The organism is Nonomuraea turkmeniaca (assembly GCF_005889735.1).
GTDB lineage: Bacteria > Actinomycetota > Actinomycetes > Streptosporangiales > Streptosporangiaceae > Nonomuraea > Nonomuraea turkmeniaca.
The window spans coordinates 1-20936 of the sequence record NZ_VCKY01000063.1; the positions used below are offsets into that span (position 1 = coordinate 1).

Sequence of the window (20936 nt, forward strand, 5' to 3'; positions counted from 1 at the left end):
GGCAGGGCGTGGGCGCTCGCGCTGGCGGGGTGGTTGATCTTGCCGCCGCTGTTGCTCCTCGCCGTCTCGCACCTGGTCACGCCGGTCTATGTGGACCGGTATCTCTTCGTGACCGCCCCGGCCTTGGCGCTGCTCGCGGGGCTGGCCGTGGCGGGTGTCCCGCGTTTCCACGTGGCGGCCGGGACGGCGGTGGTGCTGCTGGGCTGCGTGCTCGCCTTTCCCGCTCATGTGGAGATACGGGAGGAGAACGGGCGCTTCGAGAACATTCCTTGGGCGCTACGGGTGATCAAGGCTGAGCCCGAGGATGCGATCGTGTACGGGCAGAGTCAGCTGCGCACGGGGTTCGACTACTACGCGGATTCCTTGATGCCGGTCGATGTGCTGCGGGCCAGTGATGCGCCCCTGCCTGATGGGTTCGGCTATCCCGAGCGATCGGATGTTTCGGTGGCGCTGGACGGGCTCGAGCGGGTTTGGGTGGTGTGGCGGGGGTCGAGGACGTCGGGTCTGGAGGGTGACGGGATTCCTCGGGTGGGAGAGGTGAAGGCGGCTGGGTTCGAGCTCAGCGTGGCCAAGCACTCAGGGGATCTGCCAGGGCTCACGGTGGCGTTGTTCACTCGTCGGTGAACTGGTGAGCCCAGCGGGACGGCTCTTCCTCGTGCGCCCGGCCCGGACGTAGTGGGTCTCCCGGTCCAGCGCCTATTACGCCGAAGCGGGCCTTCCGTCGCCGGAGAGACCCGCTTCGGCAAAGGTGGTCAGCCGACCTCGACGCCGCCGATCGACTTCTTGCCGCGCCGCAGCACCATGAAGCGGCCGTGCAGCAGGTCGTCGGCGGTCGGCGCGTACGACTCGTCGGTGATCTTGACGTTGTTGAGGTACGCCCCGCCCTCCTTCACCGCGCGGCGGGCCGCCGACTTCGACTCCACCAGGCCGCTGTCGGCCAGCAGGTCCACGAACAGCGCCCCCAGCGCGGGGATCTCCGCCTTGGGCACCTCGGCCAGCGCCGCCCCAAGCGTCGAGGCGGGCAGGTCCTCCAGCGTGCCCTGGCCGAAGAGCGCCTTCGAGGCCGCCACGACCGCGTCGAGCTCCTGCTTGCCGTGGAGCAGCTCGGTGAGGTCCTCGGCCAGCGTCCGCTGTGCCTCGCGGGCGAAGGGGCGTTCGGCCACGGCCTTCTCCAGGGCCTCGATCTCCTCGCGGCTCTTGAACGTGAACACCTTCAGGTAGTGGATCACGTCGCGGTCGTCGGAGTTGAGGAAGTACTGGTAGAAGGCGTAGGGCGAGGTCATCTCGGGGTCGAGCCAGAGCGCGCCGCCCGCGGTCTTGCCGAACTTGGTGCCGTCGGTCTTGGTGATGAGCGGCAGGGTGAGCGCGTGCACGTGCGCGCCCTCGATGCGGCGCACCAGGTCGGCGCCCGCTGTGATGTTGCCCCACTGGTCGCTGCCGCCGATCTGCAGCGTGCAGTCGTAGCGGCGGTGCAGCTCCAGGTAGTCGTTGGCCTGCAGGATCTGGTAGCTGAACTCGGTGTAGCTCAGCCCTTCGCCCTGCAGGCGCGCGGAGACCGCCTCCCTGGCCAGCATGCGGTTGACGGGGAAGTGCTTGCCGATGTCGCGCAGGAAGTCGATGGCGCTCAGCTCGCCGGTCCAGTCGAGGTTGCTGACCATGAGGGCGGCGTTCGGCTGGGCGTCGAAGTCGAGGAAGCGGCCGACCTGCCCGCGCAGGCGCTCCACCCACTCGGCGACGACCTCGGAGGCGTTCAGCGAGCGCTCACTGTTGCGGCCGCTCGGGTCGCCGATCAGGCCGGTCGCGCCGCCGACCAGGCCGATCGGGCGGTGCCCGGCGAGCTGCAGGCGGCGCAGGGTGAGCAGCGGCACGAAGTGCCCGACGTGCAAGGAAGGAGCGGTCGGGTCGAAACCGGAATAGACCGTGATCGGTCCCTTGGCCATGGACGCGCGCAGGGCGTCGAGGTCGGTGGACTGAGCGATAAGGCCTCGCCAGGCGAGGTCATCGAGAATGTCGGTCACGGTGCCGGCTTTCCAGTAGTTAGACATTTGGATGGATACAGCGTGCCCGATCGCCTCGGTCGCGCGCCACTTGGATACGCTCGGTGTCCATGTGGAGGGTCCGTCGCGAGCTGGCCGTTTTCAAGATCTTAGGGGCTCTGGTGTGTGCCGGGCTCGCCGTCTACTGGTGGGTCGAAGGCGATTTCCGCGGGGTGATCCTGGCCGTTCCCGCGGCCGTTCTGGTGGGCGCGATGGGGCTGCGCGACCTGCTCGCCCCGGTGCGGCTGGCGGCCGACGAGAGCGGGATCACCGTGGTGCACGGGTTCGCCGGTAAACGGCATGTGCCGTGGGAGTCGATCTGGGACATCAAGGTGGACGTCCGCAGGCGTTGGGGCGTCAGGAGCGAGATGCTGGAGATCGACACGGGCGACAACCTGCACATCTTCAGTCCTCACGAGCTGGGCGCCTCCCCCACGGAGGTGGCGGCGGCGTTGCGGCGGCGCGGCACGTGAGCGCGGTACGGCGACACGGTGGGGTCGCCGTCGATCCAGAACCGCCACGGCACTTCCTTGGCCGTCGAGATCCCGGTGCGGGGCCCTGACCTGATCGAGGAAGGGTCGGCGGGCACGCCTTCGAGCATGGTGGCCGACTGACGGGGCCGGCCGAGCGGCGAGCCCTCCATGATGGTGTCGAGGCCGTTGTGCTCGCGCATCAGGCCCAGAGCGACCGCGAGCCTGGCCGGGCCGCGAGCGAGGTCCCGGTCGGCGAGCGGTTTGCCGTTGGAGCGCCGCGCCCGCGCTTCGGCCAGGCCCTCGACGACCTCGCCCGCCCGCAGCAGCACGGCCGAGCCGAAGCCGTCGGGCAGGCACACGAGGTTCGCGCAGAAGTGCATGCCGTAGGTGAAGTACACGTACAGGTGCCCCGGCGGGCCGAACATGACGGCGTTGCGCGGCGTCCTGCCGCGGTAGGTGTGCGCGGCCGGGTCCTCGCCGGGGCCGCCGTACGCCTCGACCTCGGTCAGGCGCACGGCGACGGAACCGTGCGCGAGGACGCGCCCGAGCAGGTCGGGCGCCACCTCGTGCGACGGCCGGTCGAAGAAGCTCCGCGGCAGCGCGGCGAAGCTCAGCTGCCCGCGGCCCATGCCGCCTGCGCGTCGACCGCCTCGCGGAGCGCGATGAGCTGGTCGCGTACGCGGTCGGGCGCGGTGCCGCCGTGTGCCTTGCGCGCGGCGAGGGCGCCGGGCACGTTGAGCACGTCGCGCACGTCGGGCGTGAGGTGCGGCGAGACCTTGGCCAGCTCGTCGTCGGTGAGCTCGCCGAGGTCCTTGTCGTGGACCTGGCACCACACCACCAGGTGGCCGACGGCCTCGTGGGCGTCGCGGAACGCCACGCCGCGGCGTACCAGCAGCTCGGCCAGGTCGGTGGCGAGCGCGAACCCGTCGGGGGCGGAGGCCTCCATGCGGGCGGTGTTGACCCGCATGGTCGCGACCAGCCCCGCCATCGCCGGCAGGACGAGCAGGAGCGTGTCGACGGTGTCGAAGACCGGCTCCTTGTCCTCCTGCAGGTCGCGGTTGTAGGTCAGCGGCAGGCCCTTGAGCGTCGTCAGCAGCGACATCAGGTTGCCGATCAGGCGGCCTGACTTGCCGCGGGCCAGCTCGGCCACGTCGGGGTTCTTCTTCTGGGGCATGATCGACGAGCCGGTGGAGTAGGCGTCGTCCATCTCGATCCAGCGGAACTCCTGCGAGGCCCACAGGACGATCTCCTCGCCCAGCCGCGACAGGTGCACGCCGATCAGAGCGGCGTCGAACAGGAACTCGGCCGCGAAGTCGCGGTCGGCGACGGCGTCCATGGAGTTGGGCGCGGCGGCCGAGAAGCCGAGCTCCTCGGCCACGGCCTGCGGGTCCAGCGGCAGCGACGAGCCGGCCAGCGCGCCGGCCCCGAGCGGGGAGAACGCGGCGCGCTTGTCCCAGTCGATGAGCCGGTCGATGTCGCGGGTGAAGGCGTGCACGTGCGCCAGCAGCTGGTGGCCGAACGACACCGGCTGCGCGTGCTGCAGGTGCGTCATGCCGGGCGCGGCCGTCTCGGCGTGCTCGGCGGCCTGGGTCATGAGCGCCGTCTCCAGCTCGACCAGGCGGGAGACGATCGTGCGGGCGTGGTCGCGGAGGTAAAGGCGCAGGTCGGTGGCGATCTGGTCGTTGCGCGAACGGCCGGCGCGGAGCTTGCCGCCGAGCGAGCCGAGCCGCTCCAGCAGGCCGCGCTCCAGCGCGGTGTGCACGTCCTCGTCGGCCACCGTCGGCCGGAACTCCCCTGCCTTGCAGGCCCGCTCCAGGTCGTCGAGCGCGCCGATCATGCGCTCGAGCTCCTCGGCGTTCAGCAACTCCGCCCTGTGCAACACGCGTGCGTGCGCCCTGGACGCAGCCAGGTCGTACGGCACGAGCCGCCAGTCGAAGTGCACGCTCACCGACAGCCGGGTCAGCGCGTCGGCCGGGCCGCCTTCGAAGCGCCCGCCCCACAGCCGCATCGGCTTGCCATCACTCACCGTCATCTCCTTCGTGCCTGTATTGATGGTCGCGCCCGCTTCGGTGCTCGTTGGCATCGTGCCTCGCTCTCCCCCCGAGCTACTGCGCTCCGGCGCGACCATAGTGCAACTCAACCCTTCTTCGCGTCACGAGCCGCCGCGATCTTCGCGGGGAGTGAGAAGAGCTGGACGAAGCCCTTGGCGAGCGACTGGTCGAAGGTGTCGCCGGTGTCGTACGTGGCCAGCGAGAAATCGTACAGGGACTGCGCGGAGCGGCGGCCGGTGACGGTGGCCTTGCCGGCGTGCAAGATCATGCGGACGTCGCCGGAGACATGCTTCTGGGCCTCGGCGATGAGCGCGTCGAGGGCGTCCTTGAGCGGCGAGAACCACAGGCCGTCGTAGACGAGCTCGCTCCACCGCTGGTCCACGCCGCGCTTGAAGCGGGCCAGGTCGCGCTCGACGGTGACGTTCTCCAGCTCCATGTGGGCGGAGATGAGCGCGACGGCGCCCGGCGCCTCGTACACCTCGCGGGACTTGATCCCGACGAGCCGGTCCTCGACCATGTCGATCCGGCCGACGCCCTGGGCGCCGGCGCGCTGGTTGAGCTCGTCGATGACCTGGTACGGCGTCAGCGACCGCCCGTCGATCCTGACCGGGACGCCGGCCTCGAACGTGATGACGACCTCGTCGGGCTCGCGCGGCTGGGACGGGTCGGCGGTGTAGGAGTAGACCTCCTCGGTGGGGCCGTTCCAGATGTCCTCGAGGAAACCGGTCTCGACGGCGCGGCCCCAGAGGTTCTGGTCGATGGAGAACGGGTTCTTCTTCGACGTCTCGATGGGCAGGCCCTTGGCCTCGGCGTACTCGATGGCCTTGTCGCGGGTCCAGGCGAAGTCCCGGGCGGGCGCGACGACCTTCAGGTCAGGCGCCAGCGCGGCCAGGCCGGCCTCGAAGCGGACCTGGTCGTTGCCCTTGCCGGTGCAGCCGTGGGAGACGACGGTGCCGCCGAACTGCTGGGCCGCCGACACCAGATGCTTGACGATGAGCGGCCGCGACAGCGACGACACCAGCGGGTAGCGGTCCATGTAGAGGGCGTTGGCCTGCAGCGCGGGCACACAGAAGTCGGCGGCGAACTCCTCCTTGGCGTCCACCACGACCGACTCGACGGCGCCGCAGTCGATGGCCCGCTTCTGGATCGCCTCCATGTCCTCGCCGCCCTGGCCGAGGTCCACGGCGACGCAGACGACCTCAGCGTCCATCTTCTCGGCCAGGTACGGGATGGCGACGGAGGTGTCGAGTCCGCCCGAATACGCGAGGACTACTCGCTCGGTCATTTCTGCTCCAAACTGCGCCGGTCGGCGGCCTTCAGCAGCGCGTGGGCGAGCGTCTGCCCCCCGGCCGGGTCGCGGCTGATGACGAGAATGGTGTCGTCGCCCGCCACGGTGCCGAGGATGGACTCCCAGTCCGCGTGGTCGATGGCCGAGGCGAGGAACTGGGCGGCGCCCGGCGGGGTCCGCACGATGACCAGGTTGGCCGACGCCTCGGCGCTGACCAGCAGCTCCTCCGCGATACGGTGCAGCCGCGCGGCCGGGGACTCCCCGGTGCCCAGGCGGGCGACCGGGATGCGGGCGCCGCCTTCGCCGGGCAGCGCGTACACGAGCGAGCCGTCCTCCGCGCGGAGCTTGAGCGCCCCGAGCTCGTCGAGGTCGCGCGAGAGCGTGGCCTGGGTGACCTCGACGCCGCTGTCGGCGAGCAGTTTGGCCAGCTCCGGCTGGGAGCGCACGGCCTGCCGCCGCAGCAGGTCGGTGATCTTCGCCTGCCGGCCCGCCTTGGTCATCGGGATGGTCACGGCCGGGTCACCAGCCAGTGCAGCAGCGCCTTCTGCGCGTGCAACCGGTTCTCGGCCTGGTCCCACACGACGCTGCGCGGCCCTTCGAGCACCTCGTCGGTGATCTCGTAGTCGCGGTAGGCGGGCAGGCAGTGCAGCACGATCACGTCCGGCGCGGCGTGTTCCAGCAGCTCGGCGTTGACCTGGTACGGCATGAGGTCGCGGACCCGCTGGTCCTTGCCGTCCTGGCCCATCGACACCCAGGTGTCGGTGGCGATCACGTGAGCGCCCTGGGCGGCGGCGACCGGGTCCGACAACGCGACCACCGAGCCGCCGGTCTTGACGGCGATGGCGGCGGCCTGGTCGAGGATCGCCGCGTCGGGCTGGTAGCCGGCGGGGGCGGCGATGCGTACGTGCATCCCCGCCGTGGCGCCGCCGAGCAGGTAGGAGTGGGCCATGTTGTTGGCGCCGTCGCCGAGGAAGGTCAGCGTGAGCCCGGCGGTCCTGCCCAGGTGCTCCTTGACGGTCTGCAGGTCGGCGAGGATCTGGCACGGGTGGAACTCGTCGGTGAGCGCGTTGACGACCGGCACCCGGGAGTGGGCGGCCATCTCCTCGATGAGCTCCTGGCCGCTGGTCCGCCAGACGATGGCGGAGACCTGCCGGTCGAGCACCCTGGCGAGGTCGGCGGTGGGCTCGCCGCGGCCCATCAGGACCGAGACGTTGTCCACGACCAGCGGGAGACCGCCGAGCTCGCCGATGCCGGTGTGGAAGGAGACGCGGGTGCGGGCCGAGGGCTTGTCGAACAACACCGCGACCGTCTGCGGGCCCTCGAACGGGCGGTAGCCGAACCGGTCCTTCTTCATCGCGGCGGCGAGATCGAGGACCTCCGCCTGCTCCGCCGGCGACAGGTCGTCGTCCTTCAGGAAGTGCCTGATTTGCGCCGAGTCCGCGCGGTGTCTGACTTGCGCCGAGTCCGCGCGGTGTCTGACTTGCGCCGAGTCCGCGCGGTGTCTGATTTGCGGCGAGTCCGCGCGATGTCCGGTCATTGTGCGGCCTCCGCCAGAATCGCCGGGAACGCCGCCACGAAGGCGTCCACCTGGCCGGCCGTCACGACCAGCGGCGGCGCGATGCGCACCGCGTCGGGCTGGAGGGCGTTGACCAGGAAGCCGGCGTTCGCGGCGGCCTCCTGGACCTGGGCCGAGCGCGGCTCGTTCAGTACGGCGGCCAGCCACATGCCGCGCCCGCGGACGCCCTTCAGCAGCGGGTGGCCGACGGCCTCCAGCCCGCTGCGCAGGTGCGCGGAGACCGACTTGACGTGGTCGAGGTCCACGGTGTCCAGCACCGCCAGGGCGGCGGCGCAGGAGACCGGGTTGCCGCCGAACGTCGAGCCGTGGTCGCCCTTCTCGAACAGCTTGCCGGCCTCGCCGAAGCCGATGCAGGCGCCGATCGGCATCCCGCCGCCCAGGCCCTTGGCCAGGGTCAGGATGTCCGGCGTGACGCCGTCGGCCTGGTGGGCGAACCAGTGCCCGGTCCGCCCGATCGCCGACTGGATCTCGTCGGCCACCAGGAGCGCGCCGGTCGAGTCGCAGATCTCACGCGCCGCCTCGAAGTAGCCGGCCGGCGGCGGGACCACGCCGGCCTCGCCCTGGGTGGGCTCGAGGAAGACCGCGATGCAGTCGACGGTCACGGCCTCCTTGAGCGCGTCGGCGTCGCCGTACGGGACGAAGCGCACGTCGACCGGGAACGGGCCGAACTGGTCGCGGATGGATTGTTTGCCGGTCAGCGACAGGGCGCCGATCGTGCGACCGTGGAAGCCGTTCTCGGCGGCGACGAAGTAGGAGCGGCCCTCGCGGCGGCCGTACTTGAGCGCCAGCTTGTACGCGGCCTCGTTCGCCTCGGTGCCGGAGTTGGCGAAGAAGACCCGGGCGGGGGCGTTCAGCAGGGTGAGGAGCTTCTCGGCGAGCAGCACCTCGGGCTCGTGCAGGAACAGGTTGCTGGTGTGCGCGATGGTGGCGACCTGCTTCGACACGGCCTCGACCAGGGCGGGGTGCGCGTGGCCGAGCGAGCTGGTCGCGATGCCGCCGATGAAGTCGAGGTATTCCTTGCCGTCCACGTCCCACACGCGGCTGCCCTCGCCGCGCGCCAGCGCGATCGGCGGGACGCCGTAGTTGGGCATGAACGCCTTCTCGAACCTCTCAAAAAGGTTCATCAGGGCATCACCATCGTTCCGATTCCCTCATTGGTGAAGATCTCTAGCAGCAGTGAATGGGGTACGCGGCCGTCGAGCACGTGGGCCTGGGGCACGCCGCCCTGCACCGCTGTCAGGCAGGCCTCCATCTTGGGGACCATGCCGCTGGACAGCGTGGGCATGAGCGTCTCGAGCTCGTCGGCGCCGAGTTTGTCGATCACGTCGGTGTCGTCGGGCCAGTTGGCGTACAGGCCCTCGACGTCCGTCAGCACGATCAGCTTCTGCGCCTGGAGCGCCACGGCCAGCGCGGCGGCGGCGGTGTCGGCGTTGACGTTGTAGATCTGGCCGTCGTCTCCCCTGGCGACGCTGGAGACGACGGGGATGCGGCCGTTGTCGATCAGCGCCTTGACGGCGCCGGCGTCGACCTTGATGATCTCGCCGACCTGGCCGATGTCGACCGGCTCGCCGTCCACGAGCGCGTGCTTGCGTACGGCGGTGAACAGGTGGGCGTCCTCACCGGACATGCCGACCGCGAACGGGCCGTGCCGGTTGACCAGGCCCACGATCTCGGGGTTGACCTGTCCTGTCAGGATCATCCTGACGACCTGCATGGCCTCGGGCGTGGTGACCCGCAGGCCCGCGGTGAACGTCGACTCGATGCCGAGCTTGTCCAGCGCGCTGCTGATCTGCGGGCCGCCGCCGTGCACCACGACCGGGCGCAGGCCCGCGTGGTGCAGGAAGACGATGTCCTCGGCGAAGCCCTTCTTGAGCGCCTCGTCGGTCATGGCGTTGCCGCCGTACTTGATGACGACGGTCGCGCCGTGGAAGCGGATCAGCCAGGGCAGGGCCTCGATCAGGGCCCCGGCCTTGGTCTGGGCGGTGGAGATCCTCATGAGCTGTACGCCGAGTTCTCGTGGACGTAGTCGGCCGTCAGGTCCGTCGTGTGCACGGTCGCGGTGTGCGGTCCCGCCGACAGGTCGATGGTGATGGTCACATCCCTGGGGCGCATGTCGACCTTGGAGCGGTCGTCGCCGACCGCGCCGCCGCGGCAGATCCAGATGCCGTTGATCGCCACGTTGAGCCGGTCGGGCTCGAAGACGGCGTCGGTGGTGCCGACCGCGGCCAGCACACGGCCCCAGTTGGGGTCCTCGCCGTGGATGGCGCACTTGAGCAGGTTGGACCGGGCGACAGAGCGGCCGACCTTGACCGCGTCCTGCTCGGAGTCGGCGCCGACGACCTCGATGGCGATGGCCTTGGTGGCGCCCTCGGCGTCCACCAGGAGCTGCCTGGCCAGGTCGGCGCAGACCTCGGTGACCTTCTGCTCGAACTCCGCCAGGTCCGGCTTGACCCCGGAGGCGGCGCTGGCCAGCAGGAGCACGGTGTCGTTGGTGGACATGCAGCCGTCGGTGTCGAGCCGGTCGAACGTCTGCGCGGTCGCCTTGCGGAGCACCACGTCGAGCTCGTCGCTGGTCACGTCGGCGTCCGTGGTGATCACGCAGAGCATGGTCGCCAGGGCCGGGGCGAGCATGCCCGCGCCCTTGGCCATTCCGCCGACCATGTAGCCGTTGGCCCGCTTGAACGAGATCTTGGAGACCGTGTCGGTCGTCCGGATGGCGTCGGCCGCGGCCAGGCCGCCGTCGCGGGACAGCTGGGTGGCGGCGGCGTCGACGCCGGACAGCAGCTCGTCCATCGGCAGCCGCTCGCCGATCAGGCCGGTCGAGCAGACCGCGACCTCGCCCGCCGAGTCCTCGATCGCCTCGGCGACCTTCTCCGCGGTGGCGTGCGTGTCCTGGAAACCCTCCGGGCCCGTGCAGGCGTTGGCGCCGCCGGAGTTGAGCACCACCGCTCGCAGCCGGCCACCCGCCAGGACCTGCTGCGACCACAGCACGGGAGCGGCCTTCACGCGGTTGGCGGTGAAGACTCCGGCGGCGGCGCGGCTGGGCCCGTCGTTGACGACGAGGGCCAGGTCGCGGGCGCCGCCGGATTTGATCCCGGCGGCGACACCCGCGGCTCTGAATCCAAGCGGGGCTGTGACACTCAAGGTGCGACTCCTGTCAGGGGGAGGCCGAGCTCTTCCGGCAGGCCGAGGGCGAGGTTGACGCTCTGGATCGCGCCTCCGGCCGTGCCCTTGGTGAGGTTGTCGATGGCGATGACGGCGACCACGCGGCCCGCGCGCTCGTCGAGCGTCACCTGCAAGGCGGCGGTGTTGGCGCCGTAGGTCATGGCGGTGGCCGGCCAGACGCCTTCGGGCAGGAGCCGGACGAACGGCTCGTCCTTCAGCGCGGCCTCGTACGCCGCCCTGAGCGACTCCTTGGTCACGCCGGGCGCGGCGGGGGCCGTGCAGGTGGCGAGGATGCCACGGCTCATCGGGGCCAGCGTCGGGGTGAACGACACCCGGACCGGGGTGCCGGCGACGGCCGACAGGCCCTGCTCCATTTCCGGGGTGTGCCGGTGCCCGCCGCCCACGCCGTACGCGCTGACCGAGCCCATGACCTCGCTGCCCAGCAGGTTGGGCTTGAGCGACTTGCCGGCGCCGCTGGTGCCGCTGGCGGCCACCACGACCACGTCCGGCCCGGCCAGCCCGGCGGCGAACGCCGGGAACAGGGCCAGCAGGACCGAGGTCGGGTAGCAGCCGGGGACCGCGATCCGGGTGGCGCCGCGCAGGACGTCACGCTGCCCCGGCAGCTCGGGCAGGCCGTAGGGCCAGGTGCCCGCGTGCTCGCCGCCGTAGAACTCCTGCCAGGCGGCCGGGTCGGCGAGCCGGTGGTCGGCGCCGCAGTCCACCACGACCGTCTCCGTGCCGAGCTGGGCGGCCACCGCGGCCGAGTGGCCGTGCGGCAGCGCCAGGAAGACGACGTCGTGACCGGCGAGCACGTCGGCCGTGGTGTCCTCGATGATCCGGTCGGCCAGCTGCGGCAGGTGGGGCTGGTGGGCGCCGAGGCGGCTGCCCGCGCTGGAGGCCGCGGTGAGCGCGCCGATCTCAAGCTCGGGATGGCCGAGCAGGAGACGCAGCAGCTCTCCGCCCGCATAGCCGCTGGCTCCGGCGATCGCCGCCCTCATTCCCATCCTCCTGCATATTCATGCATAACTACTCATGACCTTGCTTGTGAAGATGATGCACTGCTCAGGATGGATGTGCAAGCCAGCTCTCCCAAGCAGGCTGCAGGTGAGGCCCAAGTAGCAGGAAGAACGATGAGCGTATGAGCGAATTCTTGCCCGATGTGCAGTTCGTCACACCTGCTGGGAGGGACCCCGGACGGGTGCAGAAGGTCGTCCTCGTGCTGCTCTGGCTCGGGGTGTGCCTGCTGCCCATGGTGTTCGCGGTCCGGGATCTCCAGCTCGCCACGGGTCGCATCGGTACGCCGGGCACGCTGCGGGTGGTCTCGTGCGAGGACCTGGGCGAGGGACGCTACGACTGCAAGGGGATCTTCACGCCGGACTCAGGCCCGGCTGACCGGGGCGGCGCTCCCGTCCCGGTGGACGCCTCGCCGGACTCCACTGCGGGGGACGTCAAGCGGGCGCAGCTCACGCCCGAAGGGGACCGGGCCGTTCCGGCCGGGACGATGGGCGTCCTGGCCGCTCTGACGTTGCCGGCGGTCGGGTTCGGCGGGCTCGGGTTCCTGCCTTACGTGATCATGTACTGGGCGGGTGTGCGCAAGGGGCGGCGGGCCGCCGTGATCGGAGGTCTCCTGATCACGGCGGCCGGCGTCGCGGGGATGCTCGTCGGGCTGGTGGCCGCCTATGCCTAACGCAGGAAGGCGGCGGCCACGCCGGCGTCCACCGGGATGTGCAGGCCCGTGGTGTGGGTGAGGTCGCCGCCGGTGAGGGCGAAGACCCCGGCGGCCACGTGCTCGGGCAGCACCTCGCGCTTGAGCAGGGTGCGCTGCGCGTAGAACTCGCCGAGCCGCTCCTCCTCGACCCCGTAGACCTTCGCGCGGTTGGCGCCCCAGCCGGAGGCGAAGATGCCGGAGCCGCGTACCACGCCGTCGGGGTTGATGCCGTTGACGCGGACGCCGTACGCCCCCAGCTCGGCCGCGAGCAGGCGGACCTGGTGGGCCTGGTCGGCCTTGGCGGCGCCGTAGGCGACGTTGTTCGGTCCGGCGAAGACGGCGTTCTTGGAGGAGATGTAGATGATGTCGCCGCCCATGGCCTGGTCGATCATCACCCGGGCGGTCTCGCGGGAGACCAGGAACGAGCCGCGGGCCATGACGTCGTGCTGCAGGTCCCAGTCCGCGAGGGTGGTCTCCAGCAGCGCGCGTGACAGCGACAGGCCGGCGTTGTTGACGACCAGGTCCACGCCGCCGAAGGCCAGCACACCCGCGCGGATCGCCGCGACGACCTGCTCCTCCGAGGTGACGTCCACGCCGACGGCCACGGCCACGTCGGAGACGCGGTACGCGGCGGCGCCGATCTCGGCGGCCACCTTCTCCGCGGCGGCCAGGTCACGGTCGGCGACGACCACGCAGGCGCCTTCGGCGGCCAGGCGGCGGGCGGTCGCCGCGCCGATGCCGGAGCCGCCGCCGGTGACCAGCGCCACGCGCGTGGCCAGGGGCTTGGGCTTGGGCATGCGGCGGAGCTTGGCCTCCTCCAGCTCCCAGTACTCGATGCGGAACTTCTCCGACTCGGGAATGGGCGCGTACGTCGAGACGGACTCGGCGCCCCGCATGACGTTGATGGCGTTGACGTAGAACTCGCCGGCCACCCGGGCGGTCTGCTTGTCCTTGCCGAAGGAGAACATGCCGATGCCCGGCACCAGCACGATCGCCGGGTCCGCGCCGCGCATCGGAGGCGAGTCCGGGGTGGCGTGCCGGTCGTAGTAGGTGGTGTACTCCTCGCGGTAGGCGGCGTGCAGCTCGCGCAGCCGCTCGACCGCCTGCTCCAGCGGAGCGTCCGGCGGCAGGTCGAGCACCAGTGGCGCGACCTTCGTCCGGAGGAAGTGATCCGGGCAGGACGTGCCGAGCGCGGCCAGCCTCGGGTGCTCGGCGCGGGAGACGAAGTCCAGCACCTCGGGCGTGTCGGTGTAGTGGCCGACCGTGCGCACGTCGCTGGAGGCGAGGCCGCGGATGACGGGGAACAGCGCGGCCGCGCGCGCGTGCCGCTCGGCCTCCGGCAGCGTCTCGTGGATCACCGAGCCGAAGGGGTCCGGGCGGCCGTGCTCGGCCAGGTACGCCTCCGCGGTCCGGATGATCTCCAGCGAGCGGGACTCGCACTCCTCGGACGTGGCGCCCCAGGCCGTGATGCCGTGGCCGCCGAGGACGCAGCCGATCGCCTGCGGGTTGGCGTCCTTGATCGCGGCGATGTCCAGCCCGAGCTGGAACCCGGGCCGCCGCCACGGCACCCACACGACCCGGTCGCCGAAGACGCGCCTGGTCAGCTCCTCGCCGTCGGCGGCGGTCGCGATGGCGATGCCCGCGTCGGGGTGCAGGTGGTCGACGTGACCGGCCTCGACCAGGCCGTGCATGGCCGTGTCGATCGACGGTGCGGCCCCGCCCTTGCCGTGCAGGCAGTAGTCGAACGCGGCGACCATCTCGTCCTCGCGCTCGACGCCCGGGTAGACGCCCTTGAGCGCGCGCAGCCGGTCCAGGCGCAGCACCGCCAGGCCGGGCTCCTTGAGCGTGCCCAGGTCGCCGCCGGAGCCCTTGACCCACAGCAGCTCGACGTCCTCGCCGGTCACCGGGTCGGCCGCGCTGCCCTTGGCCGAGGTGTTGCCGCCGGCGAAGTTGGTGTTGCGCGGGTCGGCTCCGAGGCGGTGTGAGCGTTCCAGCAGTTCGTTGATGACGTCCATGATGGTGTCAGGCCCCCCAGCCGGCCTGGTTGCCGCCGACGCGCTCGGCGGCGATCTTCTCGAAATATCCGGACTTGGCGTACGCGGCCATCGGGTCGGGCGCCAGGCCCATCTCCTCCCGCAGCTCGGCGAGCAACGGCCGCACGTCGGTGTTGTAGGCGTCCATGAACACGGCGTTCGAGCCCAGCACGTCGCCCTCGTTCTGGGCGGCGGCCAGCGCGTCCCGGTCGACCAGCAGGGCCTTGGCGGTGGCCTCCTGGACGTTCATGACCGAGCGGATCTGGCCAGGGATCTTCGGCTCGATGTTGTGGCACTGATCCAGCATGAAGGCCACGTTGAGCTCAGGATCGAAGCCGCCGCCGCGCACCACCTCGAACATGATGCGGAACAGCTGGAACGGGTCCGCCGCCCCCACCATCAGGTCGTCGTCGGCGTAGAAGCGGGAGTTGAAGTCGAAGCCGCCGAGCTTGCCCTCGCGCAGCAGGAACGCCACGATGAACTCGATGTTGGTGCCCGGCGCGTGGTGCCCGGTGTCCACGACCACCTGGGCCTTGGGGCCGAGCTTGACGCAGTGCGCGTAGGCGGTGCCCCAGTCGGGCACGTCGGTGGCGTAGAAGGCCGGCTCGAACAGCTTGTACTCCAGCAGGAACCGCTGGCCTTCGCCGAGCCGCTCGTACACCTCGGCCAGGGACTCGGCCAGCCGGTCCTGGCGGGCGCGGATGTCGTCCTGGCCCGGGTAGTTGATGCCGTCGGAGAACCACAACTTCAGCGTGTCGGAGCCGGTGGCGTCCATGATGTCCACGCACTCGAGCAGGTGGTCGGTGGCCTTGCGGCGGACCCGCGCGGACGGGTTGGTGACGCTGCCGAGCTTGTAGTCGTCGTCCTGGAAGACGTTGGAGTTGATCGCTCCGATGCCGACGCCCAGGTCCTTGGCGTGCCTGGCCAGGTCGGCGTAGTCGTCCACCTTGTCCCACGGGATGTGCAGGGCGACCGTGGGCGCCACCCCCGTATAGGCGTGCACCTGCGCGGCGTCGGCGAGCTTCTCGTACGGGTCGCGCGGCACGCCCTGCTGGGCGAACACCTTGAACCTCGTGCCGCTGTTGCCGTACGCCCAGGACGGCGTCTCGATGTGCTGCGCGCGTAGCGCGGCCTTGATGTCAGTCATGACTCCCCGATCAATCCAGGTGGAACACTTCGGTCAGCGGCGCCATGCCCTCGTCTGGGCGCCCGTCGAGGTCTTCGAAGAACGGCGCCATCTCGGCCTGCCAGCGGGCGTTGACGTCCGTCTCGGCCATGGCCTTCTTGGCGGCCTCGAAGTCCTCGGTCTCCAGGTAGCCCACGAGCAGGCCGTTGTCCCTGAGGAAGAGCGTGTAGTTGTGCCAGCCGGTGCGCGACAGCGCCTCTCGCATCTCCGGCCAGACGTTCTGGTGGCGTTCCCGGTACTCCGCCAGCCGCTCTGGGCGGACTTTCAGCAGGAAGCAGACGCGTTGCACTGACACTCCCTTCAAAACGTTTTAATCCTCCGTGCAGGAAACTATGATTCCTGGTGCTCGCTGTCAATGCGAGCCCCCCCCCGGCTTGACCATGGGGTCAGCCGGGGGCGGTGACACGTTTTAATGGTCAGGTGGGGAGCTTGTCGCCGACGAGGGCCATGTTCTGGATGGCGGCAAGGCCGTACAGGGCGGTGGTGTTGGTCGAGACCCAGGCCGCCTCGTCGGTCGGGTTCAGGGTGGCGGTGACCTTCTCCGACTTCCACGGCAGGGTCGGGGCGTAGCCGTCGCCGGTGCGGAACTCCGTCCAGGCCCGGGTGGCGAGGTCGTCGCGCTGCAGCCGGACCGCCGCGTACGCCGTGAGCCTGGAGTGCCCCTGCTTGAGGATGAGGTTGCCGAAGTGCGCCCCGGTCTCGGCCGTCTGCTCGGCTCTGGTGGCGTTGAACAGCCGGCAGTACTGGAGCCACGCCTTCTCGAAGTCCGGCATGTCCACCAGGTCGATCAGCTCGGCGCAGATCTCGACCTGCCCGAACATGGCCGACAGATGGGACACCGCCACCTTCTTCTCGGCCGGCGCGAACTCACCGGTGTTGATGTTGTAGAGGCCCTCGCCGGTGACGAACCCGTTGGGCATCGCGGCGATGGTCCGCATCGTGGCCTTGAGCTTCTTCTCGGCGATCGGATCGCCGCCGCGCTCCCATTCGGTGAGCCAGGCGGCGGCCAGGCCGCTCCAGTCGGTGCCCAGACCGATGGCCAGCGCCTCCGGATTCGGCGTGTACGGCGCCGTGCGGATCTTGCGCAGCGGGTCGAGGGCCATGAACGTCTTGTCGGAGTCCACCAGCGCCCGCATCAGGTCCCCGGTGCGCTCGTCGGCCGTCAGGAAGTAGAAGATCCGCCGGTAGACCGCGGTCGAGATGCGCTGCTGTTTGGCGCTGCACCCCCAGTGCTGCACGTTGTGCCGGGTGCCGAGCCCCGCCCACGGGCCCAGGTGGTAGACGTCCACCTCGCCGGTGTGCCGGGTCATCGCCTCGGCGAACCTGAAGACGTCGGACCGGCCCGAGCGCAGGTACGCGTACCAGAGCCACAGGTCCGGCGAGAGCTCGGAGTTGTCCCAGGCGTAACCGCCGATGTCGTAGCGCCACACGCGCCGGTCCTCGTCGAACGTGTGCATGATGTCGCCGTAGTCCCAGAAGCCGTACCAGTGGCGCTGCTCGACCTGGTTCTTGTAGTAGTCGAAGAGGAAGTCGAGCCGGTCCTCGATGGTCTTCTTCTCCGGCGTGGACCGGTCGACCGGGCTGAACAGGCCGCCGAACACCTTGGCCGCGGCCAGGTGCGCGGGCGGGGCGACGATCAGCGGGGGCGTGCGCACGGCGTCGGCCATCGCGCCGAGCCGCGCGGCGTCGGGGGTGGCGGCCACGGCCCAGAAGGTCAGCTCGGTCGTCCGCGCGATGCCCAGCGGCGTGCCGAACCCGGGCTCGTAGTCCTCGTACGTGATGTTGAGGCCCTCGATCTGCTCCGGGTAGGTGTCCTGGCCGAGGCCGTCGTGGTAGAAGCGGGTGTCCATGGGCCCGGCCTCCGGCGACCACATCCAGACCGTGATCTCGGCCTCCTCCGAGGCGGCGCCGCGGATGTCGAGCTGGCTGGGGTGGCGCTGCCAGAAGTCCCGCATGCCGAACGCGAGACCGCCGCTCACCCCGCCTACGTAGCCGAATCCCGAGGCCCGCCTGCCCTGGTCGACGGCGACCCAGCCGTACCCCTTCTTGGTGCGCTTCTTCAGCGTGAAGCCCTCGGAGGACAGCTGGGAGAGGGTGTAGTCGCCCCAGTCGGGGATGAGGGGGAGGCGGCTGCTCACGCGGGTGTCCCAGGTGGCGACGTCCGGCAGCTTCTGCCCGGCCACCTGCGCCTTGCGCACGGCCAGGCCCGGGTCGCGGCGCAGGCCGGTGATGCCCTTGACCGCCTCGGCGAGCTGGCCGTGCCCGTCACCGACGAACCGGACGTGCCGGTTGTAGGCCTCGTCGCGCATCGGGACGCGGAAGCGTACGCCGAGGCCGGCGATGAAGTCGTTCTGGCCGTCGCGGTCGAACACGAACGTGTGCGTCATGCGCACGCTCTCCGCGCCCGCGTAGAAGTAGAGCCTGATCGTGAACGGCAGCCAGGACTTGCCCTTCTTGGAGGTGTGGCGGCCCTCGATCCTGACCACGGCGCGGACCGGGCCGGACTGCTCGACCTCGACCTTGGCGATGTCGCTGAGGTAGGAGTCCACCTCGGTGGTGCGGTCGTCGCCGTCGTCGATCTTGCCCTGCCTGAGGCTGACCAGCTGGCCCTTGCGGGCGATCTCGGTCTCGCCGCGCCAGATCTGGGAGATCAGCTCGCTGCCGCCCTTGCGCACGCGGACCCGGATCACGCCGGTGTCCACGTCCACGTACTGCTTCTCGTCCTTGACCATGACCGGCTTGGCGGGGGTGGCCGCGGCGCCGGGGCGCAGCGTGTACGTCTCGGCGATGGGCGTGCCAGGGCCCGCGGCGTGTCCCGTCCACTTGAGCGAGCCGTCCGGCCAGTACGCCAGCGGCCACGTCTGCACGGGCACGGCCGCGCCGTCGGCGGCGGTGAGGGCGAACTGCTGCTCCTTGGGCACCGCGCCCTTGGGCCACGGGACGCCCCACGTGGTGCCGGGGGCCTCGGCGGGCTTGCCCTCCAGCCAGCGCAGGCTGACGTCGGGGATGTCCAGAGCGGCCACGGCCGGGGACTCCAGCATCGACGCCAGCGGCACGGCAGCGCCGGCGACAGCCAAGCCCTTTAACGCATCACGTCGTGAAATTTCCGACATTGGGGGGTGCTCCTTTGCGGGGATGGGGTGGTCGGCCGGGGTGGTCAGTTGCGCAGGATCAGGGCGTCACCGGCGGGAACGGTCGCCTTCTCACCGGCGGGCGTGGTCACGACGGCGTCCGCACGCGTGTGGTTGATCGCGAACAGGAACGAGCGGCCGTCGGCGTGCGAGCGCCGCACGATCTCCACCCCCGGTCCGGCCTGGGCCACGGCTTCGACCCCCGCCTCGGCGCAGACTGCGGCCACGACCTCGGCCAGTCCCCCGTCGTCGAGCCGGGTGGTCAGGTAGTGCGCGGCCCCGTCGCCCCACTCGTTGCGGGTCCAGGCAGGCTCGCCCGTGGCGTACGTGTCCAGGACCTTCGCCCCGCCGGCGTGCGCCAGCTCGCTCCACACGGTCCCCGTCGCCCCTGACGCCAGCGGGATCGGCCCGTCCAGAGGGAAGAACTCCTCGACGGTCACTCCGAGCAGCTCACGCCACGCCCCGGGGTAGCCGCCCAGCCGCACCCGGTCGTGGTCGTCCACGATCCCGCTGTACGGCCCCACGAGCGCGACCCCGCCCCGCCGGACGAAGTCCTCCAGGTTGGCCGCGCCCTCGTCGCTCACCAGGTAGAGCGCGGGCACCAGCACGAGGCGGTAGCCGGACAGGTCGGACTCGGGCCGGGCCAGGTCGCAGGTGACGCCGGCCCGCCAGAGCGCGGCGTGCCAGCGCTTGACCTCTTCGACCGGTTCCAGGTCGGCCGTCGGCTGGGCGGGATGGTCCTGGGCCCACACGCTGGAGTGGTCGAGCAGGATCGCCACGTCGGCCTTGACCGTGCTGCCCACGACGTCGGAGAGCCCGGCCAGCTCGGCCCCGAGCGCGGCGACCTCGCGGAAGATCTTGGTGTTGGGCCCCGCGTGCGGCACCATCGCCGAGTGCCACTTCTCGGCGCCGGCCCGGGAGGCCCGCCACTGGAAGAACATGATCCCGTCCGCGCCCCTGGCCAGGTGCTGCAGCGAGTTGCGGCGCAGCTCGCCGGGCGCCTTGGCGAGGTTGCGCGGCTGCCAGTTGACGGCGCTGGTCGAGTGCTCCATCAGCAGCCAGGGCCGCCCGCCGTTCAGCGAGCGCGCGTAGTCGGCGGCGAAGGCCAGGTCGATGTGCGGCTCGGCCCGCGCCCCGACCAGGTAGTGGTCGGTGGAGACCACGTCGAGCTCGGCGGCGAAGGACCAGCAGTCCATGTCCCAGTGCGCGCCCGCCATCAGGTTCGTGGTCGCGGGCACGTCCGGGGTGATCGACTTGAGCAGGTCACGCTCGGCGGCGTACAGCTCGACGAGCGCGTCGGAGCTGAACCTGCGGAAGTCGAGCTGCTGGCCCGGGTTGGGGAAGCTGGGGGTGGCGCGTGGTGGCAGGATCTGGGCCCAGTCGCTGTAGCGCTGCGACCAGAAGGCCGTCCCCCACGCGTCGTTGAGCTCGTCCAGCGAGGCGTAGTGCGCGCGCAGCCAGGCGCGGAACGCCGCGGCAGAGGTGTCGCAGTAGCAGCGGGCGTTGTGGCAGCCGTACTCGTTGTGCACGTGCCACAGGGCCAGTGCCGGATGATCGCGGTAGCGGAGGCCCATCTGCTCGGCGATCCGCAGCGCCTTCTCTCGGTAGATCGGCGAGCTGGGGCAGAAACCCTGCCGGCTGCCGTGGTAGAGCCGCCGCCCGTCGGCGTCCACCGGCAGTGCCTCCGGGTACGTGTCGGAGAACCAGGGCGGCGGCGACGCGGTCGGGGTGGCCAGGTTGGCCTGGATGCCGTTCGCGGCCAGCAGGTCCATCACGCGATCGAACCAGTCGAAGTCGAACACCCCCTCGACGGGCTCCAGCATCGACCAGGAGAAGATCCCGACACTGACCCTGTTGACGCCGACCTCGCGCATCAGCGCGACGTCCTGCTCCCACGTCTCCTCGGGCCACTGCTCGGGATTCCAGTCCCCGCCATAGGCGATGACATCCGGCATGAGCCTGCCTTTCAAATAACTGATAGCGCCCACGGCTTGTTACAGGTGCGTTTACGGGGGATTAAAACGTTCCTCACACCGGCCGCACAAGACCTTGACGTCGTGCTGAGCGGATCACTCCTGGTCAGAAGGCGGGAAATTGCCGCGACGGCCCACTTCCCCTCCATCCGCCAGCGCGGCTGTGGCGGTCTCCCCCACTGAACGATTCAATGCTAGACCTGGAGCTCCTTGATCGCCGCAGGCGCCGCGTCTCCGGCGTGTGACGACCTCGCAGGGGGTTGGCCTGGGCCTTCGGCGACGGCACGATCGTGTGGCGTCGCTGGCGTTTGTACGT

General features: G+C 70.6%; 17 protein-coding genes and 1 pseudogene. 3 read left to right on the top strand and 15 right to left on the bottom strand.

Going from position 1 to position 20936, the window contains the following annotated elements; all coding sequences use genetic code 11:
• A pseudogene (locus ETD86_RS19950) lies at positions 1 to 624 on the top strand (glycosyltransferase family 39 protein); the annotation flags it as partial.
• 128 nt (positions 625 to 752) lie between these two features.
• On the opposite strand, the gene tyrS reads toward ETD86_RS19950, so the two are convergent.
• Positions 753 to 2018: a tyrosine--tRNA ligase gene (gene tyrS / locus ETD86_RS19955; protein ID WP_138667663.1), complete on the bottom strand. Its 1266-nt coding sequence runs from the start codon at positions 2016 to 2018 to the stop codon at positions 753 to 755.
• Between the two features lie 89 nt (positions 2019 to 2107).
• Between tyrS and ETD86_RS19960 the strand changes: the two genes are divergently transcribed.
• Complete coding sequence (locus ETD86_RS19960) at positions 2108 to 2509, top strand: PH domain-containing protein (protein ID WP_138667664.1); 402 nt, start codon at positions 2108 to 2110, stop codon at positions 2507 to 2509.
• Here ETD86_RS19960 and ETD86_RS19965 read toward each other — a convergent pair.
• The 9 genes from ETD86_RS19965 to argC form a co-directional block, all read right to left on the bottom strand.
• A complete protein-coding gene (locus tag ETD86_RS19965; RefSeq protein ID WP_138667665.1) occupies positions 2449 to 3138 on the bottom strand; it encodes a DNA-3-methyladenine glycosylase in 690 nt (229 codons plus the stop codon). The two genes, ETD86_RS19960 and ETD86_RS19965, sit on opposite strands and share 61 nt — an antisense overlap.
• Complete coding sequence (gene argH, locus ETD86_RS19970) at positions 3120 to 4541, bottom strand: argininosuccinate lyase (RefSeq protein WP_138667666.1); 1422 nt, start codon at positions 4539 to 4541, stop codon at positions 3120 to 3122. Before argH ends, ETD86_RS19965 begins: the two co-directional genes overlap by 19 nt.
• Before the next feature lie 104 nt (positions 4542 to 4645).
• Positions 4646 to 5845 carry an argininosuccinate synthase gene (locus ETD86_RS19975; protein ID WP_138667667.1) on the bottom strand — a complete coding sequence of 400 codons (1200 nt, stop codon included), beginning with the start codon at positions 5843 to 5845 and terminating at the stop codon, positions 4646 to 4648.
• Positions 5842 to 6348, bottom strand: coding sequence for an arginine repressor (locus ETD86_RS19980; RefSeq protein WP_138667694.1), 507 nt, complete (start codon positions 6346 to 6348; stop codon positions 5842 to 5844). The genes ETD86_RS19975 and ETD86_RS19980 overlap by 4 nt, the downstream gene beginning before the upstream one ends.
• 8 nt (positions 6349 to 6356) lie before the next feature.
• On the bottom strand, positions 6357 to 7385 hold the full coding sequence (gene argF / locus ETD86_RS19985; RefSeq protein ID WP_138667668.1) for an ornithine carbamoyltransferase: 1029 nt from the start codon (positions 7383 to 7385) through the stop codon (positions 6357 to 6359).
• On the bottom strand, positions 7382 to 8548 hold the full coding sequence (locus ETD86_RS19990; RefSeq protein WP_138667669.1) for an acetylornithine transaminase: 1167 nt from the start codon (positions 8546 to 8548) through the stop codon (positions 7382 to 7384). The genes argF and ETD86_RS19990 overlap by 4 nt, the downstream gene beginning before the upstream one ends.
• Positions 8548 to 9420, bottom strand: coding sequence for an acetylglutamate kinase (gene argB, locus ETD86_RS19995; protein ID WP_138667670.1), 873 nt, complete (start codon positions 9418 to 9420; stop codon positions 8548 to 8550). Before argB ends, ETD86_RS19990 begins: the two co-directional genes overlap by 1 nt.
• Positions 9417 to 10568: a bifunctional glutamate N-acetyltransferase/amino-acid acetyltransferase ArgJ gene (argJ, locus tag ETD86_RS20000; protein WP_138667671.1), complete on the bottom strand. Its 1152-nt coding sequence runs from the start codon at positions 10566 to 10568 to the stop codon at positions 9417 to 9419. The genes argB and argJ overlap by 4 nt, the downstream gene beginning before the upstream one ends.
• A complete protein-coding gene (argC, locus tag ETD86_RS20005; protein ID WP_138667672.1) occupies positions 10565 to 11593 on the bottom strand; it encodes an N-acetyl-gamma-glutamyl-phosphate reductase in 1029 nt (342 codons plus the stop codon). Before argC ends, argJ begins: the two co-directional genes overlap by 4 nt.
• A 134-nt stretch (positions 11594 to 11727) precedes the next feature.
• Between argC and ETD86_RS20010 the strand changes: the two genes are divergently transcribed.
• A complete protein-coding gene (locus tag ETD86_RS20010) occupies positions 11728 to 12276 on the top strand; it encodes a hypothetical protein (RefSeq protein WP_246148021.1) in 549 nt (182 codons plus the stop codon).
• Here the strand turns inward: ETD86_RS20010 and ETD86_RS20015 are convergent.
• The 5 genes from ETD86_RS20015 to ETD86_RS20035 form a co-directional block, all read right to left on the bottom strand.
• Entirely contained in the window at positions 12273 to 14312 is a 2040-nt protein-coding gene (locus tag ETD86_RS20015) for a bifunctional aldolase/short-chain dehydrogenase (protein WP_138667673.1), read from the bottom strand. The two genes, ETD86_RS20010 and ETD86_RS20015, sit on opposite strands and share 4 nt — an antisense overlap.
• Before the next feature lie 7 nt (positions 14313 to 14319).
• The gene (gene rhaI, locus ETD86_RS20020; RefSeq protein WP_138667674.1) at positions 14320 to 15477 is read right to left on the bottom strand and encodes an L-rhamnose isomerase; all 1158 of its coding nucleotides are present in this window, start codon (positions 15475 to 15477) and stop codon (positions 14320 to 14322) included.
• Between the two features lie 10 nt (positions 15478 to 15487).
• Positions 15488 to 15805 carry an L-rhamnose mutarotase gene (locus ETD86_RS20025; RefSeq protein WP_138667675.1) on the bottom strand — a complete coding sequence of 106 codons (318 nt, stop codon included), beginning with the start codon at positions 15803 to 15805 and terminating at the stop codon, positions 15488 to 15490.
• A gap of 127 nt (positions 15806 to 15932) precedes the next feature.
• Complete coding sequence (locus ETD86_RS20030; protein WP_138667676.1) at positions 15933 to 18629, bottom strand: exo-rhamnogalacturonan lyase family protein; 2697 nt, start codon at positions 18627 to 18629, stop codon at positions 15933 to 15935.
• A 44-nt stretch (positions 18630 to 18673) separates the two neighbouring features.
• The gene (locus ETD86_RS20035; protein ID WP_138667677.1) at positions 18674 to 20602 is read right to left on the bottom strand and encodes a beta-galactosidase; all 1929 of its coding nucleotides are present in this window, start codon (positions 20600 to 20602) and stop codon (positions 18674 to 18676) included.
• Positions 20603 to 20936 lie beyond the last annotated feature (334 nt).